We start from the raw sequence: 23,428 nt of genomic DNA, 5'->3' as shown, positions 1-23,428 counted from the left end.
AATCCTTGGAATTGAGATATAACGAGAGAGCAGAAGATAAAGAACTCACGTCGGTTAATTTTACTGGGATTATGGGGAGTTTATCTAAGTCGCGTTCGCTTTTAGCGGAAGCTTAGCTTCATCGCCTTTGGCGTGGCCTACGGCCAATCGCTTAATGGATAATTGAGCAGGGAAAACAAAGGTTGGGCAATCTGCGAACATTTATCTTGCTGTTCATTCTTGTCCTGATTCAAAAATTTTATCGACGATCTCCTGCCCAAGATGCCACATCATCCTCCGACCAAGGGAATGGCGGATTGCTGCTATAGTCAATAAAATAGTCGTAGCCTAACTGGTCATAAAGCTCATCCACTAATGTCTGTAATTCTACCATTGGTTCGGTATCCCCAGGAAGAAGGGGAAGCGGAAAAGAAGGAATGCGTTCGCCTTTGGCGTGGCCTACGGCCAATCGCATAAATTAAAAAGGTACAAGTCAGCCGTGGGACGGGTATTAGAACGACTGACTAAAATCCGATAATGACTCAGATTACTGGTGTTAGAAACAGGCAGGGGTTCTCCATCTCGCAACAGGTCAATTTCGACCAAATGAGTCATACTCTCGAATATCTGCTGCCGTTTGGCTTCGTATTTCTGACGCCCTTCTCCTCGTTTATTGGCAGGAGAGATAACTTCAATCGCTGTCACCACTTCCTTAGTGGCTACATCTTTAACCTCGATGTAGGATTGTCGGACTTCTTCTCGTAAAGGAACAGCTACCTTAATCGGTTGAACTAACGGTTCAGATACCGCAACTGCTGTAGCCATTGCAGCTGAAGCATCTCGGCTTTGTTGAACCGTAACATCGGGTCTACCAATGGCAATCTTGGTTGAGCCAGCAATCTTATAAACCCACTTATCCGTGACTACCCGATATTTAGGTAGCAGTTTCGGAATTAATGCTCTAGCCAAAGCCGCCACCAATTGGTTGTGGAAATCCGACCAATATTCCGGTTGTTCGAGGTAGGGATTCATCCCTGGAAATGGGTTAGTCATATAGCATTTTGATTTGAGTTGTAAACATACTTCCTTAGAGCTGATTCGTAAACTCGCACTAAACCTTGTAGGATAAGGCTTGCGCTAAAATAGAACAATTGAACTATTTAATACCGAAAAGACAATCATAGCAAGGCTTTCAGACTTCTTAAGATTTACTTGACGAATCAGCTCTAAGGGGGCCTTGCCCCAAACCAACTATCAGCTGATATGGCTGAGAAAGGTACCGAGTAAATTCCAGAATCTTTTCCCTAGCCAAGCTGATAAAACTCCACAGTAAATGGAGAAGCCTATGCTTAAAAGCATTATTGTATTCAAAGATATCTCTACATGCCAAAGCCATCGATAGATAGACATGATAGCGATGCCCACCAGTAATCCGGCAGCCGCACCTGCTGCCGCCTGAGTTAATACTTGTCTTGCAGTAGGTTGAGTCGTTTCTGTTTCCATAACTAGAGGCTCCTCGTTAGTATCGTTAGCAATTTTGCACGGGACACACAGCAGTGTGCCCCCAATCTCAATCTATTAAATTAATTCACCTTGGATGCAATCAATTCCTGACCCGCTTGATAAAGTGTTAGTCCGTTAACCGTTTCATCTGCTGAGAAATTGAATTGAATCGTGATATCTGCAACCTGAGCCAAGAATTTAGTTTCTGGCAAAATTCATCCCACACTCATGCTGCGCATTGAGATGTGGGATAAATTTTCCACAGAGTCTTTCACAAAAGACCAATCGATGTGTTATACTCATAATACTGACTTTCAAAGCCGTTCGCGTAGCGTGGCCAAAGGCCATAAATGCTGGAAAGTTGGTCAAACATTATTAAACAAAAGACCAAAAAAACAGAGCGGCAGGGCAGTCCGTTCTTAAAGCCCAGCGCCTCCTAAGCAATAGCTGGATTGGCTGGGAAGCCCACACTGAACTCAAAGAGTCAGTGTGGGAGCTGTCACTTTCTGAAACAGGGTAAAGGGTAAACGCTTCCTGCCCTGTGGCTTGGGCGAGTAGTTGTTGTTCCTCGACTCGAATAGCGATCTCCATATTAGGGAGTAATTGGTAGGTTCCCAAATAGCGGTTGTAAATTGCTGGGTCAAGTTCAACAATCTCAGGCTCACCGGATTAATTAACTGTGACAGTGTCAATATCAACAGTTAATTTGTCTAGTTGAGCCTGTACCTCTGAAGACATCTCAGCCTGGTAACGTCCGCCTAAATGTTCAGCTAAAAACTTCTCTAATGCAGCTGTCATGGCCAGTGAGTTGATCTCCTTACGGAAACCATGGCCTTCATCCGGGGCAATCAGATATTCCACGGGTCGGCCTAAATCTCGTAATGCGGCCACAATTTGGTCTGACTCCGCTTGCTTAACTCGGGGATCGTTGGCTCCCTGAACCACCATCAGCGGGGCCTGAATTTGGTCGGCGGAAAACAGGGGTGACTGGGCTTCTAGACGGGTGCGATCGCTCGGATCATCTGGATCTCCCAGCCGCAGAGCAAAGGTAGCCTTCATCGATTCCCAATAGGGGGGAATTGACTTGAGCAAGGTAATCAGGTTCGATGGCCCCACATTGGATACGCCAACGGCATAGATATCTGGTGTAAATGCCAAACCAGCTAGGGTGGCATAGCCTCCATAGGAGCCACCAAAAATTCCCACACGCTCGGGATCGGCAATCCCTGCATCAATCAGATACTGCACGCCATCCGTCAGGTCATGCTGCATTGCACCCGTGCCCCATTCGTTGTTACCGGCATTGAGAAAGGCTTTACCATAGCCAGTGGACCCTCGAAAGTTGGGTTGGAGAACGGCGTAGCCACGATTAGCGAGAAACTGGGTAAACGGCCTGTACCCCCACATATCTCGTCCCCAAGGTCCACCGTGGGGCATGACAATCACCGGTAGCTTGACTGGGTTTACCCCCTGGGGCAGGGTCAGATAGGCTGGAATCTCTAGACCATCACGGGCTGTATAGCGGATCGGCTGCATGGTGGCCAAATGTTGCCTGGGCAGCTCTGGCCGATCATCGTAGAGTTTTTCCAGGGTTTGAGTACTACGATCAAATAGATAAGTAGACCCAGGATTCACATCGCTCCGGGTTCTAATCAACGCAAAGCGATCATCGATAGTAAGGGATTGCAACACAATATCAACGTCGGGCAGCTGTTGTTTCAGAAAGGCTAGATCAGCCGCTATCTTGTCGTTTTGAGGATAGATGCGGATGCGATCGCCAACATAGGAGGTAGCAATCAACTCATCAGTCGCTTCTGAAAACACTGCACGGCCAAAATCCACCTGGTTTTCAGGATCAACTTCCACGACCTGACTCTGCTGGCTTTCGAGATTAAGCAGCTTTAACTGCATTAAATTCCCATCCCGATTGCTGATCAGATACACCCGTTGGCCATCTTTATGAAAGCGAATGGGGACACAGGTTTCTTCAATTCGACAGGTGTAAACAGGTGTTAATCCATCTTGTTGCACCGCCAGAATCTCATGCCCCCCTTCCAGGGTTTGGCGATAGCCGATGCGCACATTACCGTCTAAATCGGTTGTCCAGAGGGCAATATTCTCGTCATTTTGAATCAGCAGCGTCCGCTCGCCTGTTGTCAAATCCAAACGATAGACATCATGAAACTGGGGATTGCGTTCGTTAAGACCGATAATGATGTGGTTCGGAGTCCGTTTAGGAACGCTATAGATCATGGCCGTAATCCCCTCTACAGGGGTTAAATCGCGGGTTACCGGGCTAGTCTCACCTAAAGATTTAGCTTCAACCGCATAAATGTGAAAATTCTCATTGCCCCCTTTATCCTGGCCGTAGAGAATGTAACGACCATCGGCGCTCCAAAAGTAAATCATGATCGGGCTTTCAGCATCAGCCGTGACTGGACGAGCAGCTTCCATCGGTTCATCGATGCCCTTAACCCACACATTGATCACGCCGTCTAGAGGTTTTTGAAAGGCCAGAAACTGACCGTCGGGGGAAAGCTGGGCACCTGTAATCTCTGGATCGCCAAAGAATAGTTCCCGCTGAAGTAACGGTGCTACAGCGGTCTGACTCTCAGCAGCGCTAGCAGTTTTTGCCGTTAGGGGTAGCGGTGGATTGCCAAGGCTAAAACCCATCAAACTAATAGACATCATCAAACCTGCACCAAATTGAAATTGTTTCATGATAAACCGTATCCTCTGAAAAGTTGCTTATAATTCAATATTAAACAGGCCATTTCAAACTGACTATAGCGAAAGGTCATATGGATACATGACGTTTGTCATGGAAATTTATCCATAAGTTTCATAAGCTGTAGAAGCAGTCATAAGCATTAGGTAAGCTGATGTCAGCTCGGACAACTCCTCAGGTTTCCACCATTAATCCTTCAATTCCCAAAATCCTGCGTTATGTGGAATGGGCATGTTTGGTGATGGTGACCCTGATACTGCTGTTTTTCATCCTGAATAAATCATTGTCCTATGAGGCCAAGGGCGGTGACTACCTAATAAACTTCTTCGTATTGGGAGTTTTGGCCATTCTGAGCTTCTTCTTTCCAATCCGTCGCCCCATGTGGCAGCGACGAGCCTATATCTTTGCCGAAATTGCCTGTCTGTTGCTGACACGTATCTTTAGTCATGTAGGTCTGGATCTCCTTCTCTTTCTATACTTCGCCAAAAGCTGTTTTCTGTTGCGTCGTCGGGACGTGATCATCACGGTTGTTTTAGCCGGTATTGCCTGGCATGTAGGTTTTGCGTGGCAGTTAACGAATGATGTACTAACTGATCTCTCAAAACCGATTGCAGAGCAGCAAGCTCGCTTAGAAAAAAACCTACAAACCTTTCAAGAGGCTCCCCAAGTATTTCTTGCGGGTATTGTTCTCAATAACCTTGTGAACTATATTTCCCTGAGCGTACCGATTATTCTGCTCTGTTTAACCTTGGTGGCTGAGTACAGGAGTCGTCAGCGAGCAATCGCCTTGACCCAGGAAGTTGAATTGCTAGCCGCAGATTTAGAACGCACCCGCATTGCTCGCGATATTCATGATTCATTGGGGCATACTTTGACCTCCCTTGATGTGCAGCTAGAATTAGCACAACGACTCTACGAACGAAACTCTAATCAGCTTCAACCAGCGTTAGAGACGGCCAAACTGCTGGCCAGCCAATCCTTACAAGAAGTGCGTCGGGCAGTGACCACCATGCGAGAAGAGACCTTTGATCTCAATAAGGCGCTGCCACAGCTGCTGGAATCTTTTACATCCAACCCCTCCATAAAGGTTAAAAGCAAAATAGATTTGCCCCAGCTGCCGTTACAAACCAATCATCAGCTTTACTGTGTGGTTAAGGAAGGATTGGAAAATATCCGCAAACACAGTCAAGCCCAGGTTATTCACCTCCGGGGATATGCTTCTGCTGATGCGGTTATCCTTGAACTAAAGGACGACGGTATGGGCTTTGATATTGCTAAACCCACCCAGGGTTTTGGCCTCAGGGGTATGCAGGAGAGAGTTCAGCTGATAAGTGGATCGATACAATTAGATAGCACACCGGGACAAGGCACCTGTATTCAGATTAGGATACCACGATGATTCGACTTCTATTGGCTGATGACCAACCCATCTTTCGGCAGGGACTGGCGGCACTGTTGTCCCTAGAGGATGATCTCGAGGTGGTGGGTGAAGCCAATCACGGTGAAGAAGCCATTGCCCTCACCCAGAGGTTACAGCCTGATATTATCTTGATGGATGTGCGGATGCCCATCTGCGATGGTGTGCAAGCAACCCGAGAAATCCATACCCGCTACCCCTGGATTCGGATTCTAGTCTTAACCACCTTTGACAATGATGACTATGTGTTCCAGTCTCTTCAGGCTGGGGCCTTGGGATATTTGCTTAAAAGCACTCCAGCCCCTAAGGTGGCAGCGGCCATTCGCAGTTTGCATCAGGGATACAGCCAATTAGGTCCTACCATCGCTCCGAAGGTGTTTTCTCAACTGAATAATACCCAACCTGAACGGGAAAAAACAGATTATCATGCTCAATTCAATCAGCGGGAACTAGAGATCCTGAAGCTGTTGGGACAAGGTAAAAGCAATCGAGAAATTGCAGCCGCCCTTAATCTGACCGAAGGCACGATTAAAAATCATCTAACTAATATTTTCTGTGAGTTGGATGTTCGCGATCGCACCCAGGCTGCCCTCTGGGCCCATCAGCATCTTTAATGTGCATGAGATTAAACTATTTTATCACTATTTTATCTGGGAAATCATCATAGCAGAGCTTTTTTGGTAAAAACTAAACTGCAAGAACCAACCCACCGGAGGATTACCTGAGTTCGATGTAATAAAAATAGCAATAATTCCGGAATTTTTACAAAAATTTTTACAAATATTTTCTAAATAAAAATATCAGCATTTATAGGAATCGAAGTATAGATTAGGACGTTAAATGAACAGCAAAATTAACTATCAATACGAAAATTGTCGATTGCGATCGCACCCAACTGTTTCAGAGTTGCTTTCTGTGCCTCAGTTAATCCTGTCACTCCAGTGATATTCATGGCTTCGTAGAGTCTCGGAGCTCTGAGAATTTTCAGGCACTTGCCCGTCTTAGTGTCCCAAAGCCTCACGGTTTGGTCTTGAGAGCCACTAGCTATAATTTGACCATCCCCACTAAAGGCAACAGAAGAGACCAGATGAGTATGTCCGATGCAAGTGTGGCGGCATTCCCCTGTCGAAACATCCCACACCTTGACAGTTTGGTCGTGAGAGCCGCTAGCGATAGTGTTGCCATCGGGACTGAATGCCACGGAAAAGACCCAATTGTTGTGTCCGCGTAATAGTTTAGAGCATTGACCCGTACTCAAATCCCAGAGGCGTACCGTTTCGTCTGTACTACAACTGGCCAGGATAGTATCCTTAGGACTGAAAGCGACGGATTTGACCCGATTACCATGTCCCTGTAACGTTTTCAAGCATTCCCCTGTGCTGACATCCCACAGCCTCACCGTTTGGTCTGTATTGCTACTGGCCAAGGTTTTACCATCACTACTGAAAGCCACTGACCAGATCTGATTAGTATGTCCTTCCAAAGTGCTGACGCAGTGACCAGTACGCTGATCCCAAAGCCTCACCGTTTGGTCAGCACTGCCACTGGCTAGGGTTTTCCCATCACCACTGAAAGTGACCGAATAGATCCAATCAGTATGTCCGTGCAAAATCTTTAAGCATTCTCCCGTCTTGATATCCCACAGCCTGATTGTTTCGTCTCTACTGCTACTAGCTACGGTTTTACCGTCACTACTAAAGGCCACTGAACACACGTGAGCAGTATGTCCGTGCAAAATACTGATACAGCGATCGCTATGATAATCCCATAGTCTGACTGTATTATCGTTACTGCCACTAGCCAAAGTTTTACCATCAGGACTGAAAGCCACTGGAAATACCCAATCAGTACTTCCCTGCCAAGTTTTCAAGCATTGACCAGTGCCCCAATCCCAAAGTCTGACAGTTTGATCTAAACTCACACAGACTAGGGTGTTACCTTGAGGGCTAAACGCCACAGAAAAGATCTGATTAGTATGTCCATGCAAGGTTTTCAGGCAAATACCAGTGTGGTAATCCCATAGCCTTACAGTATGGTCGCCACTACCAGTAGCTAGGGTTTTGCCGTCAGTGCTAAAAGCCACTGAGTAGACTCCACTACTATGTCCGGTGTGAGTACTAACACAGCTACCAGTGCTAGCATCCCACAGTCTGACAGTGTGGTCATTACTGCCACTAGCTAGGGTTTTGCCATCAGTGCTAAAAGCAACTGAGCGTACTCCACTGGTATGTCCAGTACAAGTTCTAACCCAACTACCAGTGCTAGCATCCCAGAGTTTGACAGTGTGGTCATCACTGCCACTGGCTAGGGTTTTGCCATTAGTACTAAAAGCCACTGATCTCACACAACCGGTATGTCCAGTAAAGGTATTAAGGCATTCAGCCGTGTCACCATCCCAGAGTCTGACAGTTTGGTCGCTACTACCACTAATCAGGGTATTACCTTGAGGATTAAAAGCAACTGAGAACACTTCATCAGTATGTCCAGTACAAGTTTGTAAGCACCTGCCATCACTGACTTGCCATAACTTTACGGTATGGTCACCACTACCACTGGCTAAGGTTTTACCATCCCCACTAAACGCAACAGAGCGTACCCAATTAGTGTGACCCTCACAGATTACCAGTAGTTTACCAGTTTGCACATGCCATAGGCGAATCTGAAAATCTGTATCACAGATTGCCAACATCCTCCCATCTGGACTAAATGCTGCCGATAACATATTCCCTAGGGTTTCAGTAAACACTGAGCCAGCCAAGTCACAGCCAGCGAAATTGACATTATGTAATGTCAGTCCCTGTAGGTTGGCTTGCCAAACTGTCAGGCCAGAAAAGTCATAACCGTTTAAATCAATCTGTAATTGAGTAAGTAAATTAATAGTATTACCACTGACATATCCCATCTGGAGAGTAGATTTTTTAACCCCAGGAGTCGGGGTGCGCAGCCTTGATAGGATTTCCAGGAGATGATTTTCCAGCTGTGTTGTAGAACCAAAACTAGAGAGTAATTTCTCAATAATCGGTTCGATAATCAGACAGACTTGAGCATCCCGAACATAGTCAGGGGCGCTGGCTTTGACTAGGCAGTGAGTGCGGAAGATAGCGATATTTTGACTAATAATCTCTTCAGGAATCTGCTTGATGAGTCGATTAATCATGTATTCCATGACTACAGGTTGTTGGGTAAACCCAGTTGAAGTTTTCTCAATCAATGACCGCCGTTGTAGAGAGCCTACAGCTTCTAAAATATCCGTAGCGCATAGGTAGCAGACAAAGTCTTCTTGCAGTTCTTCAAGAGAAATGGGTTCCCGATTGATAGCTAGCCAGTACATCAGTTCCTTTTCTGTGGAGGTAAGGCGCTGAAAGTGCCGATCTAGTAAATCCCTAATATCATCAAAAATGAATGAGCCTTCCTTTAAAAAATCCAGAAACTGAGCAATATTGCTATCAAAAAAGTCTCTGACTGCACAGGCTACCATCTTTAAGGCTAAAGGATTTCCGGCATAACGCTCAATTAGGGTCATCCATTGGGTGTCATCGCCAATAAAATTTCCCTTTTCCTTAAAGATTTCCTGTCCGTGGGTTTCTGGTAAACCTTTGAGTGGGAAGCAGCGAACGGGTAAGGCTTCCCCCTCCAGAAGGGTCAAGTCTTGAGGTGCCTCCCGGGAAGTCATCACTAGGCAGCTGTTGTGGGAAGTTTCCCCAATAGTTCTGAGTAGCTCACCATATCCAGCGTATCCCTCTCGATAGCCACCAGTGCGAGAACCACTTTCGAGAATCGATTCGGTATTATCAAGAACCAGCAGGCAACGCGCCGTCTGTAAATACTGAATCAATCGCAAAATTTTGCCATCCACAGACGACGGTAAATTCGTTTCCTGCTGCACAGACAGAAATTGAATCATGTCTGCCAGGACTTCCTCTAGGGGCGGAGCATTGCGTAGACTGCGCCAAATCACAAACTCAAATTTATCCTGTAGCAGATGGGCTAACTTCACAGCCAAGGTGGTTTTGCCAATTCCCCCCATCCCTAGAAGTGCCACCAGGCAGCAGTTGTCCTGTAGAATCCATTCCTGTAGGGTATTCAGTTCCTGCATCCGACCGTAGAAACTCCTCGGTTCTGGAGCTCCACCCCAATCAAGATGTCCAATTCCAGCCAGAGCAGTTGTCGATAGCGCTGTTAGCTCCATCTGATCTATCTCAATCTCATCCGGCTCAACTACCTTTTCCCAATCAAGACCTACAGCACTACAAATGGCCATGAAGGTGTCAGTACGAATTGACTGTCTCCCCCAAAATCGGTTTAAGGTTGCCTTAGAAGTAAATGCGCTAGTATACCAAGCTACCGCTGTTTTGTTCCATCTTTTCTGACGTCTAGCTTGGTCTACTAATTTAAGTCCTGATTCAGATGCTCGCACGGAATTCATCATAAGTCCACTCTCTTGCTTTGCTTAACCCCCAATCCATGGGGTCGATCGCTATGGCACCATCCCTAATCCAGCCATCACTATACCTAAATCTTTAATCTATGGGTGACCAAAAAGCCGCGCAATATGGAAATGTTATGGAAAGTTATGGAATTAGTTAGGGAAGGTTAACTAAGAGGGAATCTGAGGTAAAAATGAGAAAAATCTCAGAAACACAGCATAACTGAAACCACTGAGACAAAAACTGAGACAAACCTGTTTAAATTCTATGCTAGCAGAACTGGTTGTAAAGCTACAGTTCCCGACTCCCGACTCCCGACTCCCGACTCCCGACTCCCGACTCCCAACTCCCGACTCCCTGATCCGAAGTGCCCTTTGCTATATCAGTTATCCTGTTGAGTTCAACCTGAGGGAAATCTAAGAAATTCCTGAGATTACTCTAAAAAAAACCAGATAACTCACTTTAGTTCCAGTTACTAAGACAAAAACTGAGGCAAAAACTGAGACTTTCGGTTTGTGAGTGTCAGGCACGATAGAAATATCGAGATTGAGCTAAGTGCCATGAAACACTAAAAGTTAGTTTTCCAACACTTAGTTCGATAGGAATCTAAGATTTTGGAAAACACCACATCATGTAATCGAGTCAAAAGGAGTCTGTTATGTCTCTTGGTAAAAATTATCGTTTGGCAAGAATTCTCAAAGGATTAGACAACTATTTTATAGTCCCAATTGACCATGGGTTTACACTGGGTCCGGTTAGTGGTCTGGCAAAAGTTCATCAATTCATCAGATCGTTACCGGAGAAAACCATTAGTGCAATTGTTGCTCATCAAGGGATAGCTCGGGCAATCCATCCAGGTTTAATTCAGAAAGATATATCGTTAATTTTGCATCTTTCTGGGTCAACTAACCTATCTCCCGATCCATCTTCCAAACATCTAGTCAGTAGTGTTGAACAAGCCATTAAGCTTGGTGCAGATGGAGTTTCAATTCACGTTAATCTTGGGGCCAACGATGAATATCGTATGCTCAAAGATTTCAGCCAAATATCAGCAGCCTGTCATCAATGGGGTATGCCATTGCTAGCAATGGTTTATGCACGAGGAGAGAAGATTAAAAATGAGTACGATGCAGATGCGATCGCTCACTCAACCAGATTGGCCTGGGAGCTAGGAGCAGATATTGTCAAGGTCAACTACACTGGCGATGTTCAATCCTTCAGACAAGTTGTTAATGCCGTTGACATCCCTGTTATCGTTGCCGGAGGAGCAAAGAGTAATGCAGATAGCTCGATCTTATCGATGATCAAAGATGCCATCAGGGCTGGCGGTAAAGGCGTTGCTGTTGGTAGAAATATATTTCAACACAGTAATCCCTCATTCATTTCTCAAGAAATTGCCAAAGTTATCACTAATCCCTATCAGTTTACTATCAAGGAGGTAGCGTAATGAAATTATCTTGGTTAGACCTCAGAAGCTTTAATGATGTTGACTATAAAGCGCTGTGTGGATCTCTAAACTCTGATATCAATGGAGTGGTAGTTGATTCATCAAGTCCAGTCATGGATTGTCATGACTCTGTCTCTCGCATTGCTTTTGTAGACAGCCCAGAAGAAGCGGACGGATGTATCGAAAAGGCCGATATAGTACTGTTTGATCATTCCTGGTATTCTGAAATAACTACTCAACCAGAAACGTACAAATCTCAAGCAGAAATCGGATTTTTTGTTCATGTGACCGATGACGAAACCTTACAAACTGCTTGTAAGATCGCTAGACAAGAAAAATGGGCTGTCATCTATTTTAAAGACCCCACAAAAATTCCTCTAGAGATTGTTTTAGCCTCAGCAGACAACACGGATGGGCAAATAATTACCGTTGTCAAAGATATTGAGGAAGCAGAAATTGTCCTGGGGGTCTTAGAAAAAGGGTCACATGGGGTCATGCTAACCCCTAACGGGATTATCGATGCCAGGGAGCTTGGGCAGCTGTGTCGTAAGGCCAACAATTTGGAAGTTTCACTGGAAGAACTTGAAGTAACAAAAATTTCCCATATTGGCATGGGAGAGCGGGCTTGTGTAGATACTTGTTCTAACTTTGCCAAAGATGAAGGTATACTCATTGGTTCTTATTCCCAAGGAATGATTTTAGTTAGCAGCGAGACCCATCCACTGCCCTACATGCCAACTCGTCCTTTCCGAGTCAATGCTGGTGCTATACATTCTTATTTAGTGTCTAGTGTTAGTCAAACTAATTATCTTAGTGAGCTGAGTTCAGGACACAAAGTATTAGGGGTAAATTGTGATGGCAAGGCACGAGAAATAGTTGTAGGCAGGATGAAGATAGAAGTTCGTCCCCTACTCAGTATCGATGCAGTGTCTAAATCTGGAATTCCGGTAAATGTGATTGTTCAAGACGATTGGCATGTAAGAGTTCTTGGACCTGGTGGTAAAGTCCTGAATGTCACAGAATTGAAGCCTGGCGATAAGCTGCTTGGTCATACTGCGCCTAGTGGACGGCATGTTGGGCTTCCAGTAAAAGAGTCTTGTCTGGAAAAGTAAATAATATCATGTCCGGGAGTATCGATTACCAAAGAAACAACGACAAATAACACTATCGCCCACAACCGGACACGATATCACTTCCTTGGAAAAAATCAACATGTATTAGCAAGTAAGAGGGGATTTAAGAATGAGTAAATTACTTAGCTTAAATGACTATAAGCCAAACCAAAATAGGCAGAGTGAATCGACCTTAAGTTTTAGAGACAATAACTCAAGTAACCTTGAGGGAGAATCCTACTCTCAAGTTTGGGTTAAAGCCCCTGATATCCCTAACTCGATTCATTGTGAAGAAGCTCTTATTTTATGTCGGCAATCTGAGAATACCTGGCTAGCTTGGATTCCCGATTATGGTGAGATTATTTTGTCTGATAGTGAACTTGCAAATTTGATTTAAATTTTCAAAAATAATCGGCATTATCGGCATTACATTATCTGTTAGGTATTATAAATTATATTTCGACACGACTTTGGATTTAAGCTCATGAACATTAACCCAACTATTTTGCCATTGTACGAAAGAATTAAGTTATTCCTGTCTAAGAAATTAGGATGTGGTAACTTCCTCCATTACTCTGTTACTAATAACCATTATCGAAACAATGATTTTTTGTTTTTAGAAAAACCTTTTAAAACATTCACAGGAGAGACGATCAACAGTTTTAGTTTATCTTCCTTAAAAGATGTTGTTGATAACTATGCCTCTTGGTACAGGAAATCTGGTATTCGTGAGAATGATCCTGTTGCTATCTATTTAGACGATGGAATCGGTTACTTTATCCATTACTTAGCACTAAACAACCTCGGTGCTATTCCAGTTTTGGTAAACGGTCGTATGGATCCTGATATTGCTGCTGACTTTATCAGGCGTGTTGGTGCCATTGGTTTATATTCTGATCAGAAGCACCTCGATAGTATTAGTGGCTACGTCAAAACTAATGACTCATTAAAGTTTATTGCCACAGATGTCAACAATACAGCTGTTCAAAGCTCAGAGATAGAGCTTCCCCAGTGGTATCCATATTCTCCTACAGATTCTCATCCAATTATGATCTGTCATTCCTCTGGTACTACTGGAAAGCCTAAGCCAGTGATATTTGGGCATCAACAGTTTTTCTTTGGCAAACGAATTCGGCTGCTAAATTTCCCAGCTAGTCAATCCGATAAGTTTTTGTTTGCCTTACCTAGTTCACATTCAGCGGGAATTAGCTACTTTATGACAGTAACCTTACTGGGGTTACCCACTATGGTTTTGTCAGATTTATCTGGAAATAATGCTATTACTCAAGCTGAAGAACTTAAACCGACTATAGTAGCAGCTTTTCCACAAACCTATGCCGACATGGCTTCCCAGGCTTTAGAAAAAGACCAATTGAGTTCTGTAAAAATGTGGATTAATACGGGAGATGCTGCCCATGAAGCTCATATCAGGACTCTGGTAAATGCCGGGAATTCTAAATCAGTCTTTATTGATGGTCTAGGTGCTTCAGAACTCGGCATGGCTTTGTTTAATAAAGTCTCTAGTCGCCAGACAAGCTTGTATAATCGATATATGGGTAAGCCACGCAGTTTTGTAAAAGCTGTAGTATTAGATGAGGAGGGAAATCTACTGCCACCCTATCAGGTAGGTTTCCTGGGTATTAAATCTCCAACTATTACACCAGGCTATTGGAATGATTCTAACCGCACCCTCAAAAGTTATAAACAAGGGTACTGGATTAGTGGGGATTTGGCTTATTATGATCAGGATAATAAATTTTTTCACGTGGATCGTTCCGTTGATGCTATTCAGTGCGCTAGGGGCTTAGTCAATACCTTACCCATCGAGGAATTAATTTTGAAGAACAACTCAGCTGTTGCTGATTGTACAATAATTGGGGTTCCTAAGGAAAAATGCTTCGATGGTTTGGTGGCTTTTATCAAGCTGAAAGCACAAGAAAGTATTAAAGCCTCAGCTCTGATTACTGCTATCAATCATCAGCTATTGTATAACAATTTGGAACCATTGTCTTTCTTAGAAATTGTCAGTAATCTTCCTGTCGGTTCAACAGGAAAAGTCTTGAAAAGGAAGCTTCGCGAGCAATATCAGGATATCCTAATTTGTGCTGAGCATAACTTAGATGGTAAAGGGCTTCATGATTTTGCTTATGCAGAGCTAACTAAAGTTCCAGTTAGGTCTTAAATTGTTGATAATTCCTAAGCTATCAGCTATCAGCTATCAGCTTAAGCGCTACGCGCACGCTACGCGAACAGCTTATGGGCATAGAGCAAGGTACACCGAACAGCTTTTTAATAAGCGATGCAGCGCGGTCTTGGGGAGGCAGCGCGGTCTTGGGGGTTCCCCTCATGAGCGACTGCCGTGGTTTCCCCCATGAGCGACTGCATCAAGACAACAGGTAACCATTCGTTTAATCTGAGTGAAGTCACAGGCTGGAAGCCTGTGCCACAAAGCTGACGGCTGACCGCTGACGGCTGAATGCTTACTATAATTCACTGAACATTTTTTACTAAAGTAAACTAGAAGGAGACTAGTCAATGGAAGCGGTTACTAAACAGCTGGTACCGGACAAACTACTGGAATTGGGGTTTGCTTTCTCGGCATCTAAGACATTTTTAAGTGCAGTGGAAATGGGAGTATTTACTGAACTAGCTCAGAGTTCTATGACTGCTGCTGAATTGACTGAAAAATTAGGACTTCATCCCCGTAGTGCGCGAGATTTTTTGGATGCACTAGTTGCATTAAAAGTGTTAGATTATTCTGATAACGCTTACAGTAACACTCCTGAAAGTGATTTGTTTCTTGACCGCTCCAAGCCTTCCTATATCGGTGGTTATCTAGAGATGTACAACACCCGTCTCTATCGATTTTGGGGTTCATTAACAGAAGGGTTACGGAGCGGTAAACCCCAGAATGAAGCCAAAAATGGAGAAGACTTCTTCGGCACCCTTTACCAGGACCCTGCCCGCCTAAAACTCTTTCTGGAAGCGATGTCTGGGGTCAGTATGGGAGTCGCTAAGGCGATCGCTGAAAAATTTCCATGGGAGAACTTCCAGACTTTTATCGATATCGGTACCGCTCAAGGGCAGTTACCAGTAACCGTTGCCCTAAGTCACCATCATTTACAAGGAGGTGGGTTCGACTTGCCAGTGGTTCGCCCAATTTACGAGGAATATGTTGCTTCCAGAGGACTTAGCCAGCGATTACACTTCCATGGTGGTGACTTTTTCCAGGATATGCTGCCTAGTGCTGATGTTTTGGTGATGGGACAAATCCTCCATGACTGGAATCTAGAAGAAAAGCACCTGTTAATTGCCAAAGCCTACGAAGCACTCCCGACCGGTGGTGCATTGATTGTTTACGACGCACTAATCGACGATGAGCGCTGCCAGAACAAGTTTGGGTTACTGATGAGCCTAAATATGCTGATCGAGACCTTTGGGGGTTTCGACTACACAGGAGCAGACTGCTGTGCTTGGATGGACAAAGTAGGATTCAAAGACACTTACACTAAACCTCTTGTAGGAGCTTACTCAATGGCAGTAGGCATCAAATAATCCAATTACAGGTTAGCAGGCGATCAAGTTAGCAGGTTAGCAGGTTAGCAGGTTGTTCGCGTAGCGTGGCCAAAGGCCAAGGTTAGCAGGTTAGCAGGTTAGCAGGTTGAAAGTTAGCAGGTTAGCAGGTTAGCAGGTTAGCAGGTTAGCAGGTTAGCAGGTTGTTCGCGTAGCGTGGCCAAAGGCCAAGGTTAGCAGGTTGAAGGTTACAGGTTAGAGTTTACAGGTTACAGCTTACTAGGTTAGCAGGTTACCAGGTTAAAGATTATATTATGAACCTTGGCCTTTCGGCCACGCTACGCGAACAACCTTCAACCAAACCACCTTAAACCTTCAACCTTCAACCAAAAAACCTTGGCCTTTGGCCACGCTACGCGAACAACCTTAAACCTTAAACCTTCAACCAAAAAACCTTGGCCTTTGGCCACGCTACGCGAACAACCTTCAACCTTCAGGCAAACAACCTTCAACTTAATTATGACCCATATTCTTCACATTGATGCTAGTCCCCGTGGCGATCGCTCTATTTCTCGGCAATTGTCTAATCGGTTTATTCAAACTTGGAAGTCTTTCTATCCAGATGACACTGTCAGCTATCGAGATTTAGGTCATAATCCTGTCCCCCATGTCGATGAAAAGTGGATTGCTGCAGCATTTTGTCCTCCCGAAAAACGCACTCCTGAATTGGTAGAGGCAATTAAAGTATCAGATACTTTGGTGGATGAATTTTTAGCAGCCGATCGCTATGTTTTCGGCATTCCCATGTACAACTTCAATGTTCCATCTACCTTCAAAGCTTATATCGATCAAATTGTCCGATTTAATCGAACCTTTACCTTTGACGAACCTGGTCAATATCGGGGCTTAGTTCCTCAGGGAAAGAAAATGCTAATTTTTACAGCTCGTGGCGGTAGTTTCTCTCCAGGAACCCCTAGTGCTGATTACGATTATCAGGAACCTTTTTTACGGGCTATATTTGGAGTGCTTGGCATTACAGATATCACGTTTATTCATGCCGAGAAACTAGATTTAGGGGAAGAAGCCCGTCAGCAATCTTTGGCCAATGCCCGTGCTGAGCTTGAGAAAGCAGTAGGAACTTGGTAAGCTGTCACGCATTAAATTGTGAAGGTCGGCTGATGGGGAGATGGGGAGATGGGGAGAGGGTAGACCGGCTTTTTCACAAGTGGATCGGACTGAAATTTAAATGTATATTAGCTTAATCAAGTCAAACGTAAATTTTTGTAATTGTAACAATTGAGGTATTTAAATGGAAGCAAGATTGGAACTAAAAAAAGTTGAACCAGCAGCTTATATAGCCATGAATTCCTTGGAAAACTATGTGAATAAAAGTGGGTTAGCTAAAACACTGATAAAGTTAATAAAAATCCGTGCTTCTCAACTTAACAAATGTGCTTTTTGTATCGATATGCATACAAAAGAAGCCAGAAGTAATGGAGAAACAGAACAACGGATATATGCCCTAAATGCTTGGCAAGAAGCGCCGTTTTTCAGTCCAGAAGAGCGGGCTGTATTAGAGCTAACTGAAGCAGTGACGCTGATTTCAGAGAATCAGGTACCGAATTCAGTTTATGAAGAGGTAAGTCGCTATTTTTCAGAAACTGAAATCGCTAAACTTTTGATGGCTATTGTCACGATCAATGGTTGGAATCGTATTGCTATTACTACAAAAATGATTCCAGGTACTTATTAGAGTAAGCTATCAGCTATCAGCTATCAGGTATTAGCTATCAGGTATCAGGTATCAGCTATCAGCTATCAGCTATCAGGTATTAGCTATCAGGTATCAGCTATCAGGTATCAGCTATCAGCTATCAGCTATCAGCTATCAGCTATTAGCTATCAGCTATCAGCCAAAGGCCAAAGAAGTTTATTTTAAGCTGACCGCTGACGGCTGACCGCTGACTGCTGACTGCTGAATGCTTACAGAGGCTGTTTGTCAAGAAAATGCGCTTTCCTTTTACTCAACTATAACTAAAGAGGTAGGTTAAACCATGACTAATAGTACAGCATTGAAAACATCAGTTTGTATTTTAGGTTCAGGTCCAGCTGGGATTGTAGTTGGTAATATCCTTCTACAAAATGGGATTGATTGTATCATTGCGGATAGATACAACCGCGAAGAAATATATACGAAGGCGCGGGCAGGTGTGCTGGAAAGCACAACAGTTGACCTACTCAAAAAACATGGTCTAGCGGATACAATTTTCCAAAATGGGTATACCCATGATACCTGTGAATTTCGTTACCCTGATTACAGCGTTGTCTTTGATTACGGCAAGTTAGCTGATGGGGATGTCCATTACATTTATCCCCAAAGCGATCTCAATGACGATCTGATCCAAAGATATCTGGATGCAGGTGGTAAGTTATTGTTACGCCATGAAGGGAAAAAAATTACTCAAACCGATGACGGCGTCATTGTTGAGTGTTACGATAAAGATGGTGACACCACCATCACGATTCATGCTGATTTTGTAGCAGGGTGTGATGGCTATCATGGAATCTCGCGCCAATCAATTCCAGACGGAGCGGTAGACATCTACACAAAACAGCATCCCTACGGCTGGCTGGCAATTTTAGCTTACGCACCACCTTCTGCAAAACATGTCATCTATGGCTTGCATCATGATGGCTTTGGAGCTCACATGCCGCGCAATGCCAAGATTTCTCGTTATTACTTACAAGTTTCACTTGATGATGAGCTTAAAAATTGGCCTGATCAACGCATCTGGAGTACCTTGGCAAAGCGTCTGGCGAAAAAGGGATGGACGTTGAAAGAAGGGGAAATCTTTGACAAGCGGATTTTATCCATGCGCAGTTATGTTATGGAACCGTTACAGTACCAACGGTTATTGATAGCTGGTGATGCGGGTCACATTATTACACCTTGCGGTGGGAAAGGTTTAAATCTGGCGGTACAGGATGCGGGTGTTCTCGGAGAAGTATTGGTAAGTTACTACCAGGAAAAACGGGATATTTCTTACCTAAAACGCTACTCGGAAATTCGTTTGCCCTATATTTGGCGTGCTCAAGAATTCTCTTGTTCGATGTTGCATATGCTGCATAAGTCTGAAGACAAGGATGTAGACAATGTCCGTTTCTTCAATAAGTTGAGTGAATCGAAATTGAAGCAATTGTCTACATCGGTGACATTTGCCAGAGATTTTGCCAGAAACTATGTCGGTATTATTTAGCAAAGGGAGTAGGGAGTAGGGAGTAGGGAGTAGGGAGTAGGGAGTAGGGAGTAGGGAGTAGGGAGTAGGGAACACAGAACAAAGTTCTCAGAATTCATTGAGGATCGCTATCTGAGAGGTATACAGAATTTTTTTCCTGTCTTGATGAATTGCCTCACTATTATCTCTTCTCTGTTCCCTGTTTCCTGTTCCCTGTTCCCTAAAACCGAAGACTTTGTGCCTCAACCGATTAAAAAAATATACAGGTTATTAAGGAGACCAATCATGAAGATTATCGAAATGCAAAATTATAAGAGTTTCGACTATTACGCTCAGCTGGAAGAACAACTTAAACCAAGCCGTATGGATCTGATCAATCACCCGCTTTACCAACAGTTATATGACTTGGTATCTCTACAGATATTTATGGAGTCTCACGTGTTTGCTGTTTGGGATTTCATGTCTTTGATTAAGACTCTTCAACACCGAGTTACTTGCTTGGATGTACCTTGGGTGCCACCGACAGATATTAATTCTGCCAGGATGGTCAATGAGATTGTTTTAGCTGAAGAGACTGATGAAGTCTCACCAGGAAATTACATCAGTCACTATGATCTCTATATGGTGGCGATGACAGAGATTGGGGCTGATACTAATCCAATTAAAACGTTTATCTCTTCTCTTCGAAAAGGTATTCCAGCTGAGCAAACTATAGCCTCTCTTTCGATACCTGAATTAACCAAAACGTTTGTGAAATTCACCTTGGAAACTACTACTAAGTCAACCCATGAAGTAGCTGCAGCTTTTCTACTAGGTCGAGAAGATATCATTCCTGCTATGTTCAGACAGGTTATTGCTACTTTAGATAGTCTCTATGGATTTACTTGGGATTCTTTGCGTCTCTATCTAGACAGGCATAATTTTCTGGATGAGGATCAACATGTTCCGATGGGGAAAAAACTCTTAAAAAATCTTTGTGGTGATGATCCTGTAAAGTGGGAGCAAGCTTTCAACTCTGCTGAGAATGCTCTCAAAGCACGCTATGCTCTATGGGATGGTGTAGCTGAGTTGATTCAGCTCAACAAAGAGAATGATATAGCCCTGCTTGAGATGTAATAGTTATAGCGCTACGCGCAAGGGCAAAAGGCAAAAGGCAAAAGGCAAAAGGCAAAAGGCAAAAGGCAAAAGGCAAAAGGCAAAAGACAAAAGGCAAAAGTTTTTCAGCTTGTATCAATGTCCTAACTTTAATGCGTAGTGCTATAACAGGGAACTTCGGAACAGGGAAAGGGTAATCGAAATTCCGTGGTCTTATACTCAATCGCTCTTTCATACTTTTCCCTTGTCCGAAGTTTACTGTTACCTGTTTATAGTAATCCTATTTTAATCTTCAACCCTTTTATTAGCCATTATAAAAAACATCAAGATTTAATTGTATTTAAAAATATTAAATTTAAAATTAATACTTTATCTGAGGCTAGATCATGCTAATTATCCAAAAGTATGGTGGTACGTCGGTTGGATCAGTTGAAAGAATTAAAGCAGTTGCCCGGCGGGTGAAGCAAACAGTCCAAAATAATAATAATGTGGTGGTAGTGGTTTCGGCGATGGGTAAAACCACTGATGACTTGCTCGGTTTATCAAAGGCAGTCTCAACTAATCCCAGTGCTAGGGAGATGGATATGCTTCTGTCTACTGGAGAACAAGTATCAATTGCTTTGCTGAGTATGGCATTGCAGGAATTGGGACAACCGGCTATTTCTTTAACTGGGGCACAAGTAGGAATTATTACTGATGCTGAACACGGTCGTGCCAGAATTTGGGAAATTCAGCCAAAGCGAATTAAGCACTATCTTAATCAAGGAACAGTGGTAGTTGTAGCTGGATTTCAGGGTATGAGCAGTGGTGATAACTTTGAAATTACTACTCTAGGACGTGGCGGTTCAGATATATCAGCTGTGGCGTTAGGGGCTGCCTTAAAAGCAAATTTGTGCGAAATTTATACTGATGTTCCAGGCATTTTTACAACTGATCCTCGGATTGTACCAGAGGCACAATTAATCCCAGAAATTACTTGTGATGAAATGCTAGAGTTAGCGAGTTTAGGGGCAAAGGTGCTACATCCTAGGGCGGTAGAGATTGCTCGTAATTATGGGGTACCTTTGGTTGTACGTTCAAGCTGGAACAATGCACCAGGAACTAGGATAATTTCTCCGATGCCTAAACCTCGTTCTCTGAAAGGGTTGGAAATTAACAAGGCAGTATATGGAGTGGAATTGGAGACAAATCAAGTAAAAGTAGCCCGATGGCAAGGGCGGGATCGTTTAGGGGTAGCGGCAGGGTTATTTGATGAAATTGCTCGTGACAATCTCGATGTTAATCTGATGATTCAGTCAATTCAGGAGGACGATGGTAAAGATATTGCGTTGACCGTAGTGAACAGAGGTTTTGAACAAGGTGAGACTTTAGGAGCTGCAGCAAGTGAAACTAAACTCAAAGAGTTGATTACTTCTGCTTTATACAGGGATCCTTGGCAAGGGTCACAAGAGGTAGAAATGATGGTAGAGCAGAATATGGCAACAGTGGCAATTACTGGAACTGGTATGATTGGACGTCCTGGGGTTGCAGCTAAAATGTTTTCTACTCTAGCAGAGGCGGGAGTTAATATTGAGATGATTTCTACCTCTGAGTTGAAGATCACCTGTGTGATTAATGCTGAGGTATGCGATCGCGCTGTTGCTGCTTTGTGTCAGGCTTTTGAAATTGATCGTTCTGTAGTGCTCGGAGCTGATTCAATTCAGGAGTTTTCTACCGGTTCAAGCCCATCCCCAGTATGCGGTGCTGTGGTTGATCTCAACCAAGCTTGTATCACAATTCGCCATGTCAGAGATCAAGCGGGAATGGCAGCAAAAGTCTTTGGACGACTGGCACAAGAAAATATTAGTGTTGATATGATTATTCAGTCTCAACGCTGTCATAGCTTTAATGATATCCCCAGCTGTGATATTGCGTTTACGGTGGCTCAAGCTGATGCTGAAGCAGCATCCATGGCTTTAAAAGCGTTAGCACTAAGTATTGGTTGTGGGGAAATTCTAGTGGATACAGAAATCGCTAAAGTTAGTCTAGTTGGGGGTGGTATGGTGGCACAACCAGGGGTTGTGGCTCAGTTTTTTGAGGCATTAGCACAACAGCAAATAACTATTCAGATGATTACAAGTTCGGACACTAAAATTAGTTGTGTGGTTGCTCAAGAAGAAGGAGTTAAGGCTTTAAATGCGGTGCATAAGGGGAGCATCCCGGTGCTTAAAAACTATGCCCAAACCCTCAAGGGTTTGGCTACACCAGCAAAGCCGAGCTACGCAGGCTAATAAGTAGGCTAATAAATCCGGCACAATTAAAGCTGACGGCTGAATACTGACAAAAATTAGGCAAAAATCAGGAGAATAAAATCATGATCAAACTTTATGATTACCAGCTATCTGGCAATTGCTACAAAGTGCGGCTAATGCTGTCACTACTTGGGTTAGAACACGAGACTGTCTGGGTTGATCTGGACAATGGTCAACACAAATCTCCAGAGTTTCTGGAATTGAATTCCTTTGGACAAGTGCCAGTTCTCACCGATGGAGATTTAATCTTTCAGGATGCCCAAGCTATTTTAGTATATCTAGCACGGCGCTATGGTAGCGAAGACTGGCTGCCTTTGGAGCCTGAAGCTATGAGTCGAGTGGTGCGCTGGTTATCTACAACTGCAGGAGAGATTCGTCAGGGTCCAGAGTTTGCTAGACTTTATTACAAGTTTAATGTACAAACCGTTAACATCGAGGTAGCAACACAAAAGTCGGAAACTATCCTGACACTGCTCGACAACCACCTCAGTGATCGGGAATGGCTGGAACTGGGTCACCCCACAATTGCTGATATTGCTTGCTTCCCCTATGTTAGTCCCGCAACTAAACCCCAATAAATAGGTATAAAACAGTATTTAACTGTATAAAACCGACATTGACATTTTGCTAGCGCTAGAGTACACTTAAGATGTAGGACACAGTCAGTTAACAATGCCAAG

The 23,428-nt window shown here is 43.8% G+C and carries 22 protein-coding genes; 14 read left to right on the top strand and 8 right to left on the bottom strand.

Annotation, left to right across the window (positions count from 1 at the left end):
* Positions 1-238: 238 nt before the first annotated feature.
* The 6 genes from F6K49_RS20325 to F6K49_RS20300 form a co-directional block, all read right to left on the bottom strand.
* Positions 239-454, bottom strand: coding sequence for a DUF4058 family protein (locus F6K49_RS20325; protein ID WP_293099514.1), 216 nt, complete (start codon positions 452-454; stop codon positions 239-241).
* Entirely contained in the window at positions 439-1,032 is a 594-nt protein-coding gene (locus F6K49_RS20320; protein ID WP_293070507.1) for a DUF4058 family protein, read from the bottom strand. Before F6K49_RS20320 ends, F6K49_RS20325 begins: the two co-directional genes overlap by 16 nt.
* A 201-nt stretch (positions 1,033-1,233) precedes the next feature.
* Positions 1,234-1,482 carry a hypothetical protein gene (locus F6K49_RS20315; protein ID WP_075905138.1) on the bottom strand — a complete coding sequence of 83 codons (249 nt, stop codon included), beginning with the start codon at positions 1,480-1,482 and terminating at the stop codon, positions 1,234-1,236.
* 80 nt (positions 1,483-1,562) lie between these two features.
* Positions 1,563-1,694, bottom strand: a complete 132-nt coding sequence (locus tag F6K49_RS20310; RefSeq protein WP_269087102.1) for a hypothetical protein — start codon at positions 1,692-1,694, stop codon at positions 1,563-1,565.
* Between the two features lie 163 nt (positions 1,695-1,857).
* The gene (locus tag F6K49_RS20305) at positions 1,858-2,100 is read right to left on the bottom strand and encodes a hypothetical protein (RefSeq protein ID WP_075905140.1); all 243 of its coding nucleotides are present in this window, start codon (positions 2,098-2,100) and stop codon (positions 1,858-1,860) included.
* A 51-nt stretch (positions 2,101-2,151) separates the two neighbouring features.
* A complete protein-coding gene (locus F6K49_RS20300; RefSeq protein WP_293022609.1) occupies positions 2,152-4,203 on the bottom strand; it encodes an alpha/beta fold hydrolase in 2,052 nt (683 codons plus the stop codon).
* A 161-nt stretch (positions 4,204-4,364) separates the two neighbouring features.
* Here F6K49_RS20300 and F6K49_RS20295 point away from each other — a divergent pair, with 161 nt between their 5' ends.
* Both F6K49_RS20295 and F6K49_RS20290 read left to right on the top strand, forming a co-directional pair.
* Positions 4,365-5,609 carry a sensor histidine kinase gene (locus tag F6K49_RS20295; protein ID WP_293022606.1) on the top strand — a complete coding sequence of 415 codons (1,245 nt, stop codon included), beginning with the start codon at positions 4,365-4,367 and terminating at the stop codon, positions 5,607-5,609.
* The gene (locus F6K49_RS20290; RefSeq protein ID WP_293022604.1) at positions 5,606-6,241 is read left to right on the top strand and encodes a response regulator transcription factor; all 636 of its coding nucleotides are present in this window, start codon (positions 5,606-5,608) and stop codon (positions 6,239-6,241) included. The genes F6K49_RS20295 and F6K49_RS20290 overlap by 4 nt, the downstream gene beginning before the upstream one ends.
* 239 nt (positions 6,242-6,480) lie before the next feature.
* Here F6K49_RS20290 and F6K49_RS20285 read toward each other — a convergent pair whose 3' ends face one another.
* Positions 6,481-10,056 (bottom strand): NB-ARC domain-containing protein, encoded by a 3,576-nt coding sequence (locus F6K49_RS20285; RefSeq protein ID WP_293099509.1) that lies wholly within the window; start codon positions 10,054-10,056, stop codon positions 6,481-6,483.
* Positions 10,057-10,321: 265 nt separating this feature from the next.
* On the opposite strand from F6K49_RS20285, the gene F6K49_RS20280 reads away from it, so the two are divergent.
* The 5 genes from F6K49_RS20280 (at position 10,322) to F6K49_RS20260 (ending at position 14,795) form a co-directional block, all read left to right on the top strand.
* Entirely contained in the window at positions 10,322-10,474 is a 153-nt protein-coding gene (locus tag F6K49_RS20280) for a hypothetical protein (RefSeq protein ID WP_293041116.1), read from the top strand.
* A gap of 238 nt (positions 10,475-10,712) precedes the next feature.
* On the top strand, positions 10,713-11,501 hold the full coding sequence (locus F6K49_RS20275) for a 2-amino-3,7-dideoxy-D-threo-hept-6-ulosonate synthase (protein ID WP_293070517.1): 789 nt from the start codon (positions 10,713-10,715) through the stop codon (positions 11,499-11,501).
* The gene (locus F6K49_RS20270; protein WP_293099505.1) at positions 11,501-12,613 is read left to right on the top strand and encodes a 3-dehydroquinate synthase II family protein; all 1,113 of its coding nucleotides are present in this window, start codon (positions 11,501-11,503) and stop codon (positions 12,611-12,613) included. Before F6K49_RS20275 ends, F6K49_RS20270 begins: the two co-directional genes overlap by 1 nt.
* A 130-nt stretch (positions 12,614-12,743) precedes the next feature.
* A complete protein-coding gene (locus F6K49_RS20265) occupies positions 12,744-13,010 on the top strand; it encodes a hypothetical protein (RefSeq protein ID WP_293041107.1) in 267 nt (88 codons plus the stop codon).
* Between the two features lie 87 nt (positions 13,011-13,097).
* A complete protein-coding gene (locus tag F6K49_RS20260) occupies positions 13,098-14,795 on the top strand; it encodes a class I adenylate-forming enzyme family protein (RefSeq protein WP_293099503.1) in 1,698 nt (565 codons plus the stop codon).
* A 162-nt stretch (positions 14,796-14,957) separates the two neighbouring features.
* Here the strand turns inward: F6K49_RS20260 and F6K49_RS20255 are convergent, their stop codons facing one another.
* A complete protein-coding gene (locus tag F6K49_RS20255; protein ID WP_293099500.1) occupies positions 14,958-15,107 on the bottom strand; it encodes a hypothetical protein in 150 nt (49 codons plus the stop codon).
* Positions 15,108-15,148: 41 nt separating this feature from the next.
* Here F6K49_RS20255 and F6K49_RS20250 point away from each other — a divergent pair, with 41 nt between their 5' ends.
* The 7 genes from F6K49_RS20250 to F6K49_RS20220 all read left to right on the top strand — a co-directional run bounded on the left by F6K49_RS20250 (position 15,149) and on the right by F6K49_RS20220 (position 23,326).
* Positions 15,149-16,168 (top strand): methyltransferase, encoded by a 1,020-nt coding sequence (locus F6K49_RS20250; RefSeq protein ID WP_293099497.1) that lies wholly within the window; start codon positions 15,149-15,151, stop codon positions 16,166-16,168.
* A gap of 279 nt (positions 16,169-16,447) precedes the next feature.
* Entirely contained in the window at positions 16,448-17,272 is an 825-nt protein-coding gene (locus F6K49_RS20245; protein WP_293099494.1) for an FMN-dependent NADH-azoreductase, read from the top strand.
* 163 nt (positions 17,273-17,435) lie between these two features.
* The gene (locus F6K49_RS20240; protein ID WP_293099491.1) at positions 17,436-17,879 is read left to right on the top strand and encodes a carboxymuconolactone decarboxylase family protein; all 444 of its coding nucleotides are present in this window, start codon (positions 17,436-17,438) and stop codon (positions 17,877-17,879) included.
* Between the two features lie 301 nt (positions 17,880-18,180).
* Positions 18,181-19,383, top strand: a complete 1,203-nt coding sequence (locus F6K49_RS20235) for a 4-hydroxybenzoate 3-monooxygenase (protein ID WP_293099488.1) — start codon at positions 18,181-18,183, stop codon at positions 19,381-19,383.
* A 144-nt stretch (positions 19,384-19,527) separates the two neighbouring features.
* Complete coding sequence (locus tag F6K49_RS20230) at positions 19,528-20,478, top strand: DUF3050 domain-containing protein (protein WP_293099485.1); 951 nt, start codon at positions 19,528-19,530, stop codon at positions 20,476-20,478.
* Positions 20,479-20,843: 365 nt separating this feature from the next.
* Entirely contained in the window at positions 20,844-22,727 is a 1,884-nt protein-coding gene (locus tag F6K49_RS20225) for an aspartate kinase (RefSeq protein WP_366514207.1), read from the top strand.
* 83 nt (positions 22,728-22,810) lie between these two features.
* A complete protein-coding gene (locus F6K49_RS20220) occupies positions 22,811-23,326 on the top strand; it encodes a glutathione S-transferase family protein (RefSeq protein WP_293022575.1) in 516 nt (171 codons plus the stop codon).
* Positions 23,327-23,428 lie beyond the last annotated feature (102 nt).

It is taken from the genome of Moorena sp. SIO3I6 (assembly GCF_010672095.1).
Note: the sequence above shows the minus strand (reverse complement) of the source record. Positions and strands in the feature narration are given on the sequence as shown.